The 17,753-nt window shown below is 51.3% G+C and carries 14 protein-coding genes; 4 read left to right on the top strand and 10 right to left on the bottom strand.

The window, feature by feature from the left end; translation table 11 throughout:
* Positions 1–5 precede the first annotated feature (5 nt).
* Positions 6–1,619 (bottom strand): murein tripeptide ABC transporter substrate-binding protein MppA, encoded by a 1,614-nt coding sequence (mppA, locus tag BEB42_RS11895; RefSeq protein ID WP_000683032.1) that lies wholly within the window; start codon positions 1,617–1,619, stop codon positions 6–8.
* Positions 1,620–1,801: 182 nt separating this feature from the next.
* Between mppA and mpaA the strand changes: the two genes are divergently transcribed.
* Positions 1,802–2,530, top strand: coding sequence for a murein tripeptide amidase MpaA (gene mpaA, locus BEB42_RS11890; RefSeq protein ID WP_001353227.1), 729 nt, complete (start codon positions 1,802–1,804; stop codon positions 2,528–2,530).
* On the opposite strand, the gene ycjG is transcribed toward mpaA, so the two are convergent.
* The gene (gene ycjG, locus BEB42_RS11885) at positions 2,505–3,470 is read right to left on the bottom strand and encodes an L-Ala-D/L-Glu epimerase (protein WP_105267389.1); all 966 of its coding nucleotides are present in this window, start codon (positions 3,468–3,470) and stop codon (positions 2,505–2,507) included. The two genes, mpaA and ycjG, sit on opposite strands and share 26 nt — an antisense overlap.
* Before the next feature lie 118 nt (positions 3,471–3,588).
* Here ycjG and tpx point away from each other — a divergent pair, with 118 nt between their 5' ends.
* The gene (gene tpx / locus BEB42_RS11880; protein ID WP_000084388.1) at positions 3,589–4,092 is read left to right on the top strand and encodes a thiol peroxidase; all 504 of its coding nucleotides are present in this window, start codon (positions 3,589–3,591) and stop codon (positions 4,090–4,092) included.
* Positions 4,093–4,245: 153 nt separating this feature from the next.
* Entirely contained in the window at positions 4,246–6,288 is a 2,043-nt protein-coding gene (locus BEB42_RS11875) for a hypothetical protein (RefSeq protein WP_000342158.1), read from the top strand.
* Between the two features lie 37 nt (positions 6,289–6,325).
* Here BEB42_RS11875 and tyrR read toward each other — a convergent pair whose 3' ends face one another.
* The 3 genes from tyrR to BEB42_RS11860 form a co-directional block, all read right to left on the bottom strand.
* Positions 6,326–7,867, bottom strand: a complete 1,542-nt coding sequence (gene tyrR / locus BEB42_RS11870) for a transcriptional regulator TyrR (RefSeq protein ID WP_032184038.1) — start codon at positions 7,865–7,867, stop codon at positions 6,326–6,328.
* Positions 7,868–8,014: 147 nt separating this feature from the next.
* Positions 8,015–9,076 carry a YcjF family protein gene (locus BEB42_RS11865; RefSeq protein ID WP_103756695.1) on the bottom strand — a complete coding sequence of 354 codons (1,062 nt, stop codon included), beginning with the start codon at positions 9,074–9,076 and terminating at the stop codon, positions 8,015–8,017.
* Positions 9,073–10,470: a YcjX family protein gene (locus BEB42_RS11860; RefSeq protein WP_000825801.1), complete on the bottom strand. Its 1,398-nt coding sequence runs from the start codon at positions 10,468–10,470 to the stop codon at positions 9,073–9,075. The genes BEB42_RS11865 and BEB42_RS11860 overlap by 4 nt, the downstream gene beginning before the upstream one ends.
* A gap of 144 nt (positions 10,471–10,614) precedes the next feature.
* Here BEB42_RS11860 and BEB42_RS11855 point away from each other — a divergent pair, with 144 nt between their 5' ends.
* The gene (locus BEB42_RS11855) at positions 10,615–11,613 is read left to right on the top strand and encodes a LacI family DNA-binding transcriptional regulator (RefSeq protein WP_105267388.1); all 999 of its coding nucleotides are present in this window, start codon (positions 10,615–10,617) and stop codon (positions 11,611–11,613) included.
* A gap of 110 nt (positions 11,614–11,723) precedes the next feature.
* Here BEB42_RS11855 and ompG read toward each other — a convergent pair whose 3' ends face one another.
* From ompG to BEB42_RS11830, 5 genes are read right to left on the bottom strand one after another with little or no spacing between them, the layout of a single operon-like run.
* Positions 11,724–12,629: a monomeric porin OmpG gene (gene ompG, locus BEB42_RS11850; RefSeq protein ID WP_000735245.1), complete on the bottom strand. Its 906-nt coding sequence runs from the start codon at positions 12,627–12,629 to the stop codon at positions 11,724–11,726.
* Between the two features lie 44 nt (positions 12,630–12,673).
* Positions 12,674–13,756: an ABC transporter ATP-binding protein gene (locus BEB42_RS11845; protein WP_000057969.1), complete on the bottom strand. Its 1,083-nt coding sequence runs from the start codon at positions 13,754–13,756 to the stop codon at positions 12,674–12,676.
* A 13-nt stretch (positions 13,757–13,769) separates the two neighbouring features.
* Complete coding sequence (gene pgmB / locus BEB42_RS11840; protein WP_039020825.1) at positions 13,770–14,429, bottom strand: beta-phosphoglucomutase; 660 nt, start codon at positions 14,427–14,429, stop codon at positions 13,770–13,772.
* Positions 14,426–16,693: a kojibiose phosphorylase gene (ycjT, locus tag BEB42_RS11835; RefSeq protein ID WP_105267387.1), complete on the bottom strand. Its 2,268-nt coding sequence runs from the start codon at positions 16,691–16,693 to the stop codon at positions 14,426–14,428. The genes pgmB and ycjT overlap by 4 nt, the downstream gene beginning before the upstream one ends.
* Positions 16,690–17,745, bottom strand: coding sequence for a Gfo/Idh/MocA family protein (locus BEB42_RS11830; RefSeq protein WP_105267386.1), 1,056 nt, complete (start codon positions 17,743–17,745; stop codon positions 16,690–16,692). The genes ycjT and BEB42_RS11830 overlap by 4 nt, the downstream gene beginning before the upstream one ends.
* Between the last annotated feature and the right edge of the window lie 8 nt (positions 17,746–17,753).

Below are 17,753 nucleotides of genomic sequence, written 5' to 3'. Positions count from 1 at the left end.
TCACATCAATGTTTCACAATATACATAGTCCGGCTATACGCCACATCTTCCGGGTTATTAATGGGATAACCTTTCAGCCACGGCTTGATTAATCGTCCATTGGTATATTGATAAATTGGTGCAATCGGTGCTTGCTCCATGAGGATTTTTTCTGCCGCGTTGTAATCGGCATTACGCGCTTTAACGGTATTTTCCGTCGATGCCTGGGCCAAAACTTTGTCGTAGGCCGGGTTGTTAAAACGTGAAATGTTCCCTGAATGCGTTGACGTTAATAATGTCAGGAAGGTGGAGGGTTCATTATAATCCCCCACCCACGAGGCGCGGATAACATCAAAATTACCTGTATTACGACTATCGATATAGGTTTTCCATTCCTGATTTTGCAGTTTGACATCTACACCAAGGTTCTTTTTCCACATCGATGCCACAGCAATCGCAATTTTTTGATGGTTTTCTGAAGTATTATACAAAAGCGTCAGCTTCAGCGGTTTTTGCGGACCATAACCGGCTGCGCTCAACAAAGTTTTTGCCTGCGCATTCAGTTCTTCCTGACTCATTTGTTCAAACGGCGAAGGCTCCGGCGTGAATCCGGCAGTAACATCTGGCGTAAAATGCCACGCTGGTTTTTCGCCCGTCCCCAACACTTTTTCGGTCATCAGGCGGCGATCTATCGTCATACTTAATGCCAGACGAACGCGCTGATCTGCCGTCGGCCCTTTTTGCGTGTTAAACGCATAATAATAGGTCCCGAGCTGCGGCGGTGTATAAACCTGCCCCGGAATATCCTTCAACAGCTTCTGATACATATTTTTGGGGAAGGATTCGGTGATATCAATATCCCCCGCGAGATAACGCTTAGTGGCTGCGGATTCCTGATTAATTGGCAGGAAGGTCACTTTTTGCAACACCGTTTTGGCGTTATCCCAATAATGAGTATTTGGCACCACGACCAGTTTTTCATTGACTACACGCTCTTTAAGAACATAAGCGCCATTGCCGACCAGATTTCCGGGTTTCGTCCACTCTTTCCCGCTTTCTACGTTAGCTTTTTGCACCGGGAAGAAGGCAAAATTGGCTGTTAAATTCACAAACCACGGCAACGGTTTATCAAGCTGGATTTTCAAAGTACGGGCATCAACCGCGGTGACGCCTAGCTGATCAGGCGTAGCTTTACCATCAATAATCGCCTGTGCGTTGTTGATTCCCGCCAGCGCGGCAAACCAGGCAAACGGCGACAACGTTTTTGGGTCAACCAGACGTTGCCAGCTGTAGACAAAATCCTGTGCCGTTACCGGTGTGCCATCCGCCCATTTTGCGTTATCGCGCAGGGTGAAAGTCCAGATACGGTTGTCATTACTTTTCCACTGAGTCGCAACGCCGGGGACAATCTCCCCTTTCTCGTTCTGATTCACCAGTCCTTCAAAAAGATCGCGAATGACCTGAATCTCTGGCAGACCCACGGCTTTAGCGGGATCCAGCGACGCAGGCTCATCTTTAATATGGCGCACCAGCTCCTGCTTCTCTGCCAGTACTGTGCCGCTCGGAACTTCTGCAGCATACGAAAGAGAAATGCTGCTGACCAACAGCGCACAACACGTGACTGAAACAGAGTGCTTCATAAGTTACCCTCAAACCTGCGTTAATAATCATGCGTAATTATTTGTTTCGCCTTAAAGAAATGCAAACAACTTCCGGCAAAAAAGTGATACAAGATCGATAACATAGCGTTGAAGAAAAGGATTTGATAATCCGCAAAATTTGCACAACACTGCCTGTAATACTTCCTGAACCAGAGACGATCATGACCGTAACTCGCCCACGCGCCGAACGCGGCGCATTTCCGCCCGGTACAGAACATTACGGACGTTCATTATTGGGCGCGCCTTTGATCTGGTTTCCGGCCCCAGCCGCCAGTCACGAAAGTGGTTTGATTCTGGCTGGCACCCACGGTGATGAAAACTCTTCGGTCGTGACCCTCTCCTGTGCTCTGCGGACATTGACACCGTCTTTGCGCCGCCATCATGTGGTGCTGTGTGTGAATCCTGACGGCTGCCAGTTAGGGTTACGGGCCAATGCTAATGGCGTGGATTTAAATAGAAACTTTCCGGCAGCAAACTGGAAGGAAGGTGAAACGGTTTATCGCTGGAACAGCGCCGCTGAAGAACGTGATGTCGTTTTACTGACAGGTGACAAACCTGGCTCCGAACCTGAAACTCAGGCGCTGTGCCAGCTTATACATCGCATTCAACCTGCCTGGGTGGTCTCATTCCACGATCCACTGGCCTGTATTGAAGACCCCAGACACAGCGAATTAGGTGAATGGCTGGCCCAGGCGTTTGAATTGCCACTGGTCACCAGCGTCGGTTATGAAACGCCTGGCTCTTTCGGCAGTTGGTGTGCGGATCTCAACCTGCATTGCATCACCGCAGAGTTTCCGCCCATCTCCTCCGACGAAGCCAGCGAAAAATACCTCTTTGCGATGGCTAACTTGCTGCGCTGGCATCCTAAAGATGCAATGCGCCCGTCGTGAATTGAAGCGCCGGTTCCACATCTACCGCCAGCCAGGTCGGTCCGTCAAGATCAGCAAAACTGACCTGCGGCACCAGCGGTAAAGCGGCGTTAATGGCACGAGAGGTACACAACATGCAGCCCAGCATCAGACTGAAACCTTGTGCACGTGCTTCAGTCGCCAGCGCCAGCGCTTCCGTCAGGCCACCCGTTTTATCGAGCTTAATGTTAACCATCTCATAGCGCCCTATCAGCGCCTTCAGATTGCTACGAGTATGACAACTTTCATCTGCACAAATCGGTAACGGATGAATAAAATTCTCCAACGCCGCATCGTCCTGCGCAGGAAGCGGTTGTTCAAGCATCGCAACGCCTAAATCCGCCAATAGCTGGCAACGCGCCGCCAACCCTTCTGCACGCCAGGATTCATTTGCATCAACGATTAGCGTCGCATCGGGTACAGCCGTGCGAATTGCTACCATCCGCTCACTGATAAGATGGTTATCCAGCTTCACTTTCAGTAATTTCGCGCCTGCCTGCCAGAGTGTTGATGCACTATTGGCCATCTGATCAGGCGTACCGATGACTACCGTCTGGGCAGTGGTGACTGTCTCGGGAAGCGTTATGCCGATCAAATCAGCCAGCGATTGCTGCTGTTTTCGCGCCGCCAGATCCCACAATGCACAATCCAGCGCATTACGTGCTGCGCCGGCAGGGAGAATTTTTTGCAACTCCTCCCGTGTAAGCCCTTTCTCTAATTGCGGCACGACGCTCATAATTTGCGCCATTACCGAGGCATCACTTTCTCCATAACGCGGATACGGCGTGCATTCACCGGTGCCTTTAATACCTTCTTCTTCCAGTTCAACCACCACCACGCGCGCTTCACTACGACTTCCCCGAGCAATCACAAACGGGGTATGTAAGGGCCAGGCTTCCTCAAATACCTTAACGGTTCTCATCTTTACTCCTTGTTGTCGCGGTGGTCTGCGGATTAAGCGCAAATAGCGTTTGCTGTGTTATTGACAGTTAGCATAAACTAGGTGTGACGTTAACTATATGTAAACAGGAAAGATAATCATGTCACAAACCGTTCATTTCCAGGGCAACCCGGTTACAGTCGCCAATTCCATCCCGCAGGCGGGTAGCAAAGCGCAGACTTTTACTCTCGTGGCAAAAGATCTGTCTGACGTCACCCTCGGTCAGTTTGCGGGTAAACGCAAAGTGCTGAACATTTTCCCGAGTATTGATACCGGTGTTTGCGCCGCATCAGTACGTAAGTTTAACCAACTGGCAACCGAGATCGACAACACCGTTGTGCTGTGTATCTCTGCCGATCTGCCGTTCGCCCAGTCTCGTTTCTGCGGCGCAGAAGGTCTGAACAACGTTATCACCCTCTCCACTTTCCGTAACGCTGAATTCCTGCAAGCCTACGGTGTGGCAATTGCTGATGGCCCACTGAAAGGTCTGGCAGCGCGTGCCGTTGTGGTTATCGATGAAAATGACAATGTGATTTTCAGCCAGCTGGTTGATGAAATCACCACCGAGCCGGATTACGAAGCAGCTCTGGCTGTACTGCGCTAAACAACTGTGCCGTTCACTGAATCACCACCGGTGAACGGCAGTTTTTGATCTACCAGTCCCATTATTTTCCAGAGTTCCTGCCACTATTCCCCCTAACCGTTGTGCATTAAGATTGCTCTTTGCCATTATTGGCCCAGCGGAGTGATGACTATTATGGATGATAAACAAATTACGGTCTGGCTTAAACACAATTGCTGTTCAACGGACATTCCTGCCATTGCCGAGGCACTAACGAACCATGCAGAATGGCTTTTAGAGCTAGCGCCAGATCCTATTGAACAAGGTTGTTCATGTTTACCGCCGACAGCTGCAGCCGGTATTTTTCTTGGCGCAGCGGCGATGGTTCACTGCGGCGAGGCTAGTGGTGCAGAAACCTGGCTCGAAGCAGCCATTACTGATTACCATTTCTTTAATCCAAATGGATATAGTTCATGGAGAGGCAGTACGCCTGTTTTTACAGCATTATCGCGTTACCCGGCATTAAGAATGGTGTTATTTAACGCCGCTTGCGCAATGGAAGACTGGAATAAAGCATCCGCTGTTCTTGAATCGCTTTTCCATGCCAGCGATGTAACGGAAGATAACCCTGTCGCCCCCAATTTTACCCCTTATGCGCTGAAAGCGTTTATCGCGGATTACCACCCGTTAGGGCCTGCTTATTATGATGAAACCTGGTTGCTGGCAAAACAAGCGTGGTTAATTAATGCGGGCGTTCTGGATGAGCGAACCTGTAATACCTGGAAGCAATATACCCGCCATTTGCGCCATTTGATCCACAATGCACAGTTTTCCGATGCGTTCTCTTTTGTACGCAGTAAAAAAGAACCATTAAATCATATCCATACCTACTCAGACTTTTATCTCTATGCGATTGGTTTATTTTCGTCTACTGATCAGCTAAGTGAAGCGCTAACCTGGGTAAAACAATTAATCCGCAACAATGATGGTCATTTCCATGATCTTTTCGTTTCAACTGGCGCAAAGCGCCGAATAAAGCCTGAACTTAGTACCTTGCTGAATAATCTCTTGTACAGCGCAGAGTTTCAGGCGTTGCAGGATAAATATCTCACCGTCGGACATGATGTTGTGCATTCTGGTCCCTTCATGTCACTTTATGAAAAGGTTCTTGGCGGTAAGTCCCGAAAGCGCTGCGCGATTAGTCGAAAATTAATCTCGCCCGGCGAAGCGGTTTATGAATATCGTCAGCTGGATAGTGTGGAATATATTGCAGCGAAAGCGGCCTTTCAGACATCTGAGCTAAATAATATCGCCCACCGGCATCATAATAATAGTTATCAGTGGCATGAATTTGCCGCCCAATGGCTTCGTCGGGGTTCACTTTCTCACCCAGATATTGCCCGTTATTTGTTTGAGCGCCAGGAAGGAAAATGCTTTGATGCCGCAGAGTTTATACAACTGATTGCGGAACCGTTTGTCTTTCCGATGCGTTTCATATGGGTTGCCGGGTTGTCCTTTGAATTACATCAGTATCCGGATGCCTATTTCGTAAATGACAATATGGCGGGTGAATTTGTTAATCTCTGCTGGATAGCTATGAAATGCGGACATGCTGGCGACATTTTCAAACAACTGGCCCACGAGTCGCATGACGTTGCTGACCCTATTTACGCCATGCTCGCCACGTTTGACCGCGCTGATTGCCGTAGCGCCGCCGCCGCGCACTTTGGACAACCGGAACTACCGGAAATAATGGCACTGGCTTTCAGTTCGAGGTTATCGCTGGACAGCGTCCTTACCATCGCTGAGTTTGGTAAAAATCAGCCGCGATTTTCACATGCGCTAGCAACGGCTCTCCTGCGTTACAACCTGCACATCTACTCAAACTATATGCCGCAGGTTAACTGGTACCTTCAGGGGCTGGAACACTATGCTTTGGCAAAAGGCGGTCAACTTTTAAATTTCTTTGTGCATATTCCAGAACAAATTCCCGTTCTGGCGACCATGCTGGAACATGGCGTATTAGTGCGTGGGATCGGTGAAGGTGCCTATGATGGTTATGATAATTCAGCAAATTCATTTCATCATGCCGCCGTGATGCACTGCCTCACGCACGCGCCGGAAAAAGTCCGCTACTGGATGGAAACACCCTGGATTCAGAACTATTTAGTGAATGCGCCGCTGCGTCAAACGGCGCGCCATGTGGAAGCCTGGCATAAAAAGTTTGGCATCAAATGAACGTTGCCGCTGCGCCTGAACGGCGCAGCCAGCACAATCACTCTTCGCTTTTCTTCTGGTTTAAGCCATATTCCCGCAACTTATTGGCAATCGCGGTATGCGAAACGCCGAGACGTTTTGCCAGTTTGCGCGTGCTGGGATAATTGCGATAAAGCTGAGTTAATACCGAGCGTTCAAAACGGCTGGTAATTTCGTCCAGCGAACCTTCCATCGCATCTTCGCCCACGGCTACCGTTGCGGCGTCATAATCCGGCAACAAAATATCCTGAGGACGCAGCTCATAGCCGTCCAGTTGTGTCAGTGCGCGATAGATAGCGTTCTTTAACTGCCGCACATTTCCCGGCCATGCATAACGCGTAAGTACAGTATTCAGGTCAGCGGCCAGTTTCGGACGCGGCACGCCCTGCTCGTCGGCAAAGCGGGCGACGAACAGCTCGGTTAACGGCATGATGTCCTGCGGACAGTCACGTAGCGGCGGCAGATTGAGCGTCAACACGTTCAGACGATAATAGAGATCTTCACGGAACACGCCTTTTTGCACCAGTTCGACCAAATTCTTCTGCGTAGCGCAAATAACCCTTACATCAACATGCACTTCATGATCTTCACCAACTCGACGGAAAGTACCATCATTAAGGAAACGCAGTAATTTCGCCTGCATCCTTGGCGACATCTCGCCTATCTCATCTAACAGCACCGAACCACCGTTCGCCTGCTCAAAGAACCCTTTTTTACCTTCCGGAGCATGACCAAACAGTTCACTCTCGACCGCATCTTCCGGTATAGACGCGCAGTTCAGCGCCAGGTAAGGTTTGCCCGCTCGTGGGCTTGCCTGATGGCAGGCGTAGGCAAAGAGATCTTTACCTGTACCGGTGTCACCCGTAATCAGCAACGGCGCGCTTAGCATCGCCAGTTTCTGCGCCTGTTCGACAACATGCTTCATTTTCGGGCTGACGGCGACAATTTGACTGAAGGCACTGACGTCCTGTGCAGCGACATTCTGCAACTGACGGCCCATACGAATCGTCGAGCGCAACATCACCACCGCACCGGTCAGAACGTGTTGATCATTTTCATCCTGAAGATAAACAGGCGTAATCTCCATCAGGAAATTCTGCCCATTAATAACGACATGCTCGTTATGCGAGTCTTGCGGTTCGCTTTCCAGCCAGCGTAAAAAATTAAAGCCGTTAATTAATTGCGCGGCGGTATGGTTGCGCAGGCGATCCAATTTTTGCCCAAAAAGCTGACAGCTCGCCGGGTTCGCCATATCCACTTTGCTTTTCATATCAACAGAAAGCACAGGCTCAGGCAACGCCTCCAGTAACGCGCTCAACGCCAGATGCTCACGTTCGGAAGGCATCCACGGAACAGTGCGCACATCGGTAACACCTGCAATACGGCGTATTTCGGCCATCAGACTGCTGAAACTTTCAAATTCCAGTTCGGCAAAATTGAGGTAGATTCGCCCAATGGGGTCAATCTCAATACCGCGTAAATCAATGCCTCTTAGCACGAGTAGATCGAGTAATTCGCGGGTCAGACCGAGTCGGTCTTCACAAAAGACTTCCAGACGCATGGGAACCTTCACCTGAAAAAAGAACAATTAATATGATGATATGACACTATTTGGATAGCAGGAAGGTTTCTGTCAACAATCATTGACACAAAGACGGAAAAACGGGCACTTCGGCGTAAAGATATCCGGTCAGCACCCGATATTGCATTATTTTTCGCTGGGCGTTTTGCCTTTTTGCAGCGTCTCTTTCACCTGACCGATAAGCTGACGACGGAAATCCCCGAGGCGAGGTTTGTCATCGTCAATCCACGGCAGCGGGCGGCAAAGCTCCATAGCTTTAATCCCCAGTCGTGCCGTCAGAAGTCCAGCACCAATCCCCTGAGCTGCCCGGGTAGACAAACGCGCAGCGAGATCTTGCGACATCCAGTCCATCCCCACTTCGCGCACCAGTTCGCTGGCTCCGGCGAAAGCGATATTCAGCAATACCAGCTTAAACAGGCGCAAACGGCTGTAATATCCCAGTTCAATGCCATACAGCGTGGCGATGCGATTGATCAAACGCAGATTGCGCCAGGCGATAAATGCCATATCCACCAGCGCCAGCGGGCTAACGGCGATCATTAACGTTGATTCCGCCGCTGAGCGACTGATTTCGCGCCGCGCCTGGGCATCTAAAACCGGCTGGACCAGATGAGCATACAGGCTGACCACTTCACGATCGTTCTGCGTTTCATGGATTGAGGCATACCAGCGTTGCAGTGCCGGATGCGACTGGTCGATGCCCGCCTGCTGCGCCAGTTTTTCGCAGAATGCACGGCCTTTACCCGTGCCGTGACTGTGCAACAAATCGCGCGCTTCGTCGCGTTCATGGGCGCGCTGTCGCAAGCGCCATAAGCGCCGCCACTCTGTTACCACAGAACCTACGCCAGCGCCGATAATCAATGCCCCAGCGGCACATCCACCCAGCGCTACCCAATCCTGAGTTTGCCAGGCATTCATCGTCCACTGCACGCCCTGCCCGACAACGCTTGCGCCAAACAGAGCTAGCCCCCCCATCACCATTTTGCGCCACAGACTGCGTTTCGGACGTAACGCTGCATCCATCACCGCTTCAACTTGCCCCTCTTCTTCCGGCACTTCGTCGAGTGTGGCCGGGGCAAAATTTTGCGCCTGATTTTCGTCAAAGGTCTGCTGCGCCCTGAATTTTGGATTCTGATCGACCTCCAGCGGACCGTCGAAATCAATACGTGGTTTTAACGGTTCGGTCATCGCAATTTATCTCCTATTAAAAATTCCAGCGCAGCATCAAGACGAATATGCGGCAACGGTTTGTCGACATCCATTACCTGCGGGCGAAACGCCTCAAACTGGAAGCCTTGTTTATCCCAGAACGCCTGACCAGGCAAACGTGCGGGGACTTCGCCAGGATACACAGTGAGCGGTGCGCCATCGCTGAGTCGATTACCGCGCAGCGCCGGGATTTTCTCACCGTTAACATCAATAATGCCGCTGGTGGTCGCCTGAACTGACGCCAGCCCCAGGCAGTCCATGCTGATCCCTTCGAACGCCGCATTTTGCCAGGCATCCTGAATCAGTTGTTGCAGTAATGAAACCATATTGGCGTGCTGATCGATGGTCACATGATCCGCTTTAGTGGCAGCAAACAATAGCTTATCGATAACCGGCGAAAACAAGCGCCGGAACAAGGTACGCTGCCCGTAGTGGAAGCTTTGCATCAGCTGCGTCAGCGCCAGACGCATATCATTAAATGCCTGTGGCCCACTGTTGAGCGGTTGCAGGCAGTCCACCAGCACAATCTGCCGATCAAAGCGCAGAAAATGATTTTTATAGAACCCCTTCACCACTTTCTCGCAGTAATAATTAAACCGTTCGCGCAGCATTCCGGCATTGGTGTGCTTATCGGCCTGTGCAAGTTTTGATTCGCCCCAGGCATCGACATCTGGCCACGGGAAGAATTGCAGCGCGGGCGCACCTGCCATATCGCCCGGCAAGACAAAACGTCCAGGCTGAATAAAGTGCAGCCCCTGCTGTTTGCAGTGGTGGAGATAATCGGTCCATGCGGCAGCAATGTCTGCAAGACGGTTTTCGTCGGCAGGTGCTAACGGATCCAGCCCTTCACACATCATTCGCCATTTTGCCGACCATTCGCCGCGCTGACCATTGAGTAAGCCCGTCATCTGGCGCGACCAGCTTAAATAGTCCTGCGCCAACATCGGCAAGTCGAGTAACCATTCGCCGGGATAATCCACTATCTCCAGATACAACGTGGAAGTGTCTTTGAAGTGACGCAACAGCGAATCGTTCGATTTATAGCGTAGCGCCAGGCGAATCTCACTGACGCCGCGTGTTGGGGTCGGCCAGGCGGGAGGATCGCCATATAACTGCGCCAGCCCTTCATCGTAGGTGAAGCGCGGAATGCCAAAGTCACGCTGGGGAATGCGTTTTACGCCCAGCAGGCGCTCTTCACGCACCGCACTTAATAGCGGCAAGCGTGCTCCGGCATGAATATTGAGCAACTGATTGACCATCGCAGTGATAAACGCGGTTTTGCCGCTGCGGCTAAGTCCGGTTACAGCGAGGCGCAGATGTCTGTCGACACCCCGATTCACCAGCGCATTAAGTTCATTTTTAAGTCGCTTCATTGCTGTCCTGTGGACCAGAAAAAAATCATTCGTAAGGATATGAATGTGGGGGCCATGCCCTTGATTATCAACTGCCCGTGTTGTCATCTTGAGGCGAACTCCATAAGATGTGCAGCATTCACGTTCGGACGGAGTTCCTGACCTATGTCCCCTACTATTTATGATATTGCCAGGGTTGCCGGCGTATCAAAATCCACCGTATCACGCGTGCTGAATAAGCAAACCAATATCTCCCCGGAAGCGCGCGAAAAAGTGTTACGGGCCATTGAAGAATTACAGTATCAGCCAAATAAACTGGCCCGCGCGCTGACCTCTTCGGGCTTTGATGCCATTATGGTGATTTCTACCCGCTCGACCAAAACTACGGCGGGTAACCCGTTTTTCTCCGAAGTTTTGCATGCCATTACCGCCAAAGCGGAAGATGAGGGTTTCGACGTGATATTGCAGACGTCGCACAACCCAGCTGAAGACTTACAAAAATGTGAAAGCAAAATTAAGCAGAAAATGATTAAAGGCATTATTATGCTAAGTTCGCCAGCAGATGAGTCTTTTTTCGCCCAACTCGATAAATACGATATTCCGGTGGTAGTAATTGGCAAAGTTGAAGGTGAATATGCCCATGTTTATTCTGTCGATACCGATAATTTTGGCGACAGTATTGCGCTGACCGATGCATTAATTGAAAGTGGACATAAAAATATTGCCTGCCTACATGCTCCGCTTGATGTCCATGTTTCGGTTGACCGCGTTAATGGTTATAAGCAAAGTCTGTCTGAGCATAATATTGCAGTGCGCGATGAATGGATTGTTGATGGCGGTTACACCCATGAAACAGCATTAAAAGCAGCACGGCAATTATTAAGTCAGTCACCGTTGCCTGAGGCGGTGTTTGCCACAGACAGCCTGAAATTAATGAGCATTTATCGTGCGGCGGCAGAGAAAAACATTGCTATTCCGCAGCAGTTAGCGGTAGTGGGTTATAGCAATGAAACGCTGTCATTTATTTTAACGCCTGCACCGGGTGGTATCGATATCCCGACGCAGGAGTTAGGTCAACAAAGCTGTGAGTTATTATTCCGCTTAATTGCCGGAAAACCGTCACCACAAAATATTACCGTTGCCACGCATATGTCGTTGAAATAAATGCCAGCTACGTTGCCTGAATGCCGGATGCGATGCTGGCGCATCTTATCCGGCCTACATTTATAAACCGGATAAAGTACTCGCGCTGCATCCGGAAATTTAGCACATTATCAGAACGCGTAATTCACACCGACACCTGCATAATGGAATTTATCGCTGTCGCCTTCATCGTGATCCTGCCACTCAAACGCGTATTCCAGCGAAACGGAAAGACCATTCTGGAAATCATAACCGTAAAACAAACCAAGACGGTTAAAATCATGGCCTTCACGTTCGATATCATCCTGCCAGTCCCAGTTACTCCAGCGATCCAACCCAATGCGCGTATACGGTGTTACCGAGTGATTGCCGAGCGTCAGCGGTAAATAGGCGCGAATTTCTTGCGTGGAGAATTCACCGTTATTGCGGCTGTCGTCCATATTAAAGCCGCGCTCGAGATAATAGTTCACTCGCAAGGCAACCGTTTCGTTGAAGGTATATTGCAGACCCGTTTCCGTTTCGACACGGGTATCAGCATAACCGGTTGTATTCAGATCGTTGGCAAATTTATACATCGACAGCCAACCGTTGAAACGTAAATCGTCAGTCAGTTTCACATCCCAGTCTGGCGCGATTTTCCAGCGCTGCATATTTGCCGTGTCTTTGCCCGGTTCATCAACATAGTGATAACCATAGTTACGGAAACCACCGGTCAGGCCGAAACTGAAATCATCGCTTTCGAGAAACTGATAATGCACTTCCAGTTCCGGGCGATCAAACCAGGTTCCACGTTTACCCGCGCTATAATCTACCGGCCCTTCCTGGTAATAAGCCAGCGATATTCTCCACGGCCCGTTGGCAGCATTAAAATAGACGGAAGGCTCCGCCAGCCCGTCCATATCTTCGCCATAACCCTCGACGTTTTCTATTTCGTACATCGCGCCGATATTAAAGTGCCAGTCGTTTTTTTCCTCAGCCTGTGCGCAGGCCATTCCCGCACACATCACCAGTGCGGTACAGGGTAATAACTTTTTCATTATTGTTCCTTGTATTATCCTGGGGGAATGCCTTCCCCCTGTATTTAGCGAATTGCTATTTCCGTTTCTGCATCAAAGAAATGACATTTGGTCATATCGAAATGAATAGTGACGTTTTCTCCTGCATGATAATCATTTAACGCACCGGCACGGACCACCAGCTCGTGCCCCCCAACCGTGGTGTAGAGCATAAATTCCGCACCGGTTAATTCCGCCACGCTAATTTTGGCAGAAATGTTATTTTCCTCTTGCGCATCCGGATGAATATCCTCCGGGCGTATTCCCATCACGATGGGCTTATGCAAACTTTCCTGCGTTTTTAGAACCGCTAATTTATCTTCGGGAATGGTTAATTTAAGCGTTTCCGTAACGAATTTATCACCATCGATCGTGCCGCGAATAAAATTCATTGCTGGTGACCCAATAAATCCGGCAACAAACATATTCGCCGGTTGGTTATAGACCGTTTTCGGCGCACCGACCTGCTGAACAATCCCATCCTTCATAATGACAATCCGCGTCGCCATGGTCATCGCTTCGGTCTGATCGTGGGTCACGTAGATCATGGTGGTGTTCAGTTTCTGATGCAGCTTGCTGATTTCCGCGCGCATTTGTACGCGCAGCTTGGCATCCAGGTTAGAGAGCGGTTCATCCATCAAAAACACGCCCGCTTCGCGCACAATCGCCCGTCCGAGCGCCACACGCTGGCGTTGCCCGCCGGAAAGCGCACCCGGCTTGCGTTTCAGGTACTCACGCAGGCCAAGGATTTGCGCCGCCCAGTTAACCCGCTCATCAATCACCTCTTTGGCGATTTTTTGCATCTTCAGGCCAAACGCCATGTTGTCGTAGACCGTCATATGCGGATACAGCGCGTAGTTCTGGAACACCATCGCGATATTGCGCGCTTTGGCCGGAACGTCATTCATTCGTTTACCGTCGATCAACAGATCGCCGCCGCTGATCTCCTCAAGCCCGGCAATCATACGCAGGGTGGTCGATTTACCGCAGCCCGACGGACCGACAAACACGATGAACTCTTTATCGGCAATCTCCAGGTTGAAGTCCTTCACCACATGCACCTGGTTATCGTAGATCTTTTGAATATGTTGTAACGAAAGCTGTGCCATGTTGATTCCTTTGCTATACGTTTTGCCAGAAGGCCGATAACCGCGGCCAGGTCAGGGACTCCGTTGAGGGCAACAGTAATTGCGCCCCAGTTAAGCCCGCGCCGATCCCCACCGAGCGCATACCGCTGGCGTTAATGGCGTCAATGCCCGCCTGCGCATCTTCAATGCCGATACATGCCTGCGGCGGCACGCCCAGCCCGGCACAGGCGGCGAGAAAGATTTCCGGGTCCGGTTTCGAGTGTTTAAGTTGGGAAGCGTCCGCGCAGAAGGTGAAAAACTCGCGCAGCTCCAGCGCCGCTAAAATTGTTGGGGCATTCAGAGAGACGGAGGCCAGCCCTACCGGGATGCCTTGCGCCCGAAGATCTGCCAGCAAAGGCCGAATTCCCGGCAGAACAGCGTTAACCGTCAGTTCGCGCAGTGAGTGGACGTAGAGCAGATTTTTGCGATACGCCAGTTGCGCCCGCTCTTGCACGTTAAAGTCGCCCTCTTTGCCCCCGTGTTGCAGAATGCGTCGCAGGGACTCATCGCGGCTGATCCCTTTTAACGTCTCGTTAAATTGCGCATCGATGCTGATGCCGATTTCGGCGGCAATCTGCTGCCATGCCTGGAAGTGCAGATGTGCGGTGTCGGTGATCACGCCATCCAGATCGAAAATTACCCCTTGTAGTTTCATTCATCCTCCTGATGCGTGGTAGCGGTCCCATTGAAGGGCAAAATAAAATCACCCAAACAGAAAACAGATTCTTCAGTCACGGAAATAAGCTGACCGTTCAACCGCAGTGAAACGGGCGCAGAAGTTCGAATCGCAATACGCTGCGCGTCGAGAGTGACCTGTAATTCGCAGCCCTGCCAGAACAAAGGGAAAGATAACTGTTGCCACTGCTCAGGTAACGCTGGGTTCAGATGTAATTCGCCGTCGCGCACGCTGACTCCGGCAAAACCCTGAATCGCCCCCAGCCAGATAGCGCCAGTTGCGGCGGCATGGATACCGTCATCGCAGCTATGCGGATCAGCACCAAGATCGATTTCACTCCCCTCGCGCCAGAACGGGTAACTCTGCGCAAGCAAGCCACAACGCGCGGCAACAATGCCGTGGATCGCTTTACTCAATGACGAGTCGTGAATGGTGCGCGGTTCATAAAATTGCAGATTGGCGAGACAAGAGGCCGCTGAAAATTGTTCTGGTAGCATGTAATTGAGCATCACCACATCGGCCTGCTTGAGGATCTGCATCTCGTTCACTTCTGCGCGTGAATAATCCAGCAGAATGGTTTGTTTGCCTGCCGCCGCTTTGTATTTCGCCAGATCTATCGCCGGTTTCGCCATAAACGAATCATCCTGCGGCAAAACGCCGTCGGGCTGAATTTCTGGCATCCACAGCTCTTTGAGGAACATGTCGGCACGATGAATAAACGCATCGTCGCTACAGCCAAACTGGCGAGCAATATTCAGTGCCTGTTGGACGTTGTAGCAGGCCATATAACTTGTGTATGCGTTATTGTTAACGTGTTCGGTATATTCGTCTGGCCCAATAACATCATGAATTTCCAGACGATCGTTAACCCTTACCGCGCGGCTAATCCAGAACTTTGCGGTCTCCAGCAGTAGCGCCATGCCTTCGTGAGCAATGAAGCTTTCATCCCCCGTTACCTGCCAGTATTGAATAACCGCCCAGGCGATATCGGCGACCAGATGATGTTCCGCCTGCGCTGAGGCCACTTTTTGCCGCAGTCCGGTACGAATGTTAATGGCGGCAAATTCCGGCGTTTCTTCTTCGCCGCTACGTGCGCTCTCCCACGGAAACAGCGCGCCCTGCCAGCCATTGCGTCGCGCTTTCTCCTGCGCGCCAGGCAAGTTGTGCCAGCGATAGCGCAGTAAACTTCGGGCAATCGTCGGTTCGCTAAACAGATGGAACGGCAGCAGGAACACTTCCGTATCCCAGAAAACGTGGCCTTTGTAGCCTTCGCCGGTTAAGGCTTTCGCCGCAATGCTGCTACGCTCGTCATGGGCGGGCGTCATAATACGCAAATGATAAAGCGCATAGTCTAACGCCCGCTGATCGTGCGCATCGCTACTGTTTACCGTGATACGACGTTTCTGCCACCATTGCTGCCAGTTTTCTGTGGATGCTGCAAGAAGTTGGTCATAACTCTGTTGCGTGCACCTTTCGAGCTGGCGAAGCGACGCACTGCCCCACTCGTCTAAAGCGGCTTGTCGGTCGTCCCGCCAGTCAATCCACACCCGCTTTTGCAGGGTCAGTGTTTCACCTGTGCGAAGTTGCGCGCTGGTATGTTGCAGCAAACGGCGCTCTTTTGCGGTATAGCACTGCTGAACGTCACCACTCGCCTGACAGTGACAGCTGATGGCCACATCACTGCGCCCATCCTGGGTGGTGTAGATCCCCTGCATCAGGTGCTGGCCAAACACGCGCACCTGGGTTTCATCAAGATGCTGGCGACCATGGTTAGTTTGCGTGGCGTCAATGCCTGTTGAGATCAGCACTGATGCCTCGGCGTCCAGCGGGGTAATACTGATTTCCAGCGCGATCAGCGGCAGTTGATCTGTCGAAACAAAACGACGGCTTTCAATGGTGAACCCTGCGCCGTCGCTGGTGCGCCAGATAACACTGCGGCGTAATTCTCCACTGGCAAAGTCAAGCTCACGCTGCCACGCTTCGCGGGATAACGAAAAAATCTCCCCGTTTAGGGTAATTTCCATTCCCACCACGTCTGGCAGATTCACCAGTTCGTTGATTTCACCTTTCCCGGCTCGATGATAAAGCCCTGCCAGATACATGCCGCGCGTCTGCCGCGTGTAATCTTCTTCATGGCTGGCACGAAGCCCAAGATAGCCGTTTCCCTGCGCCATTAATGAGGCATATTTATTCAGGGTATGCTGGCTGAAATGGGGTTCCGTTAATGTTACTGGCCTGGTCATAATTCCACACGCGTCCCTGTTTCTGCGGATTGATACAGCGCCGCCACCAGTTGCTGGATGATGTACCCTTGTTCGGCGTCGGCAATCATCACTGGCTTGCCCTGTACGTGATTGATAAAGGCTTCCATGCTGCGCAAATGACGGTTGTCGTCGGCCAGTTCCCGTTGCATCAGCGTCATTAATTCACCGTTGTTATCGGTATAGATATGCGCCGGAAACAGCGTGGCTCCCGCTTTATCGCCGCAAAAGCTGACGTTCATAATCGACTGTTCGCGGATGTTGAGTGCAAATGATGTCTCGAGCCAAAGAATGCCGCCGTTAAGAAATTCAATGGTGCCAAACAGTGAATCTTCGACGCTGTAGGTTGCAGGGTCCCACTCGCCAAATTGACCACAGCTCTTTTGAGGGCCGATCTTTTGAAAGCTGTGCGCATTCACGCTTTTCACCGCCGGAAAGCCCAGCACATACATCGCGGCATCCAGCATATGAATGCCGATGTCGATCAGCGGGCCGCCACCCTGAAGTTCTTTATTGGTAAACACACCCCAACCGGGAACACCGCAGCGACGCAGGGCTCGGGCGGTCGTGACGTAAATCTCACCCAGAACGCCGTTGGTCACCTGTTCACGCAGTTGTTGCGTATCAAGGGCAAAACGATGGTGAAAGTCGTAGGCCAGCACCTTACCCTGTTTACGCGCGGTATCACACATCTCCCGCGCCTGTTCTGGCGTCATGGCGGGTGGTTTCTCGCACATCACATGGCAGCCTGCCTCCAGCGCCATCAGGGTATGCTCGTAATGAAAACGGTTAGGTGAACAGACGCTTACCACGTCAGGTTTTACCGCCAGCAGCATGGCCTGCGGATCGTCCCACACGGATGCGTTCCCGTATTTCTCTGCCAACGCCTGCGCCTGGGAAAGGCGGCTGTCACAGACAGCCACCAGTTCCAGATCGTTGCGGGTGCAGTAGTACGAAGCATGAACCTTATCCGCCACCTGGCCCGCGCCTATTATCGCGACCCGCAGCGGAGAGCTTGTCATTGCACTTTTCACAAAGACCT

Origin of the sequence: Escherichia sp. MOD1-EC5990, assembly GCF_002965285.1 — a bacterium.
Taxonomy (GTDB): domain Bacteria; phylum Pseudomonadota; class Gammaproteobacteria; order Enterobacterales; family Enterobacteriaceae; genus Escherichia; species Escherichia coli_F.
This window is presented reverse-complemented; position numbering and strand designations above follow the sequence as displayed.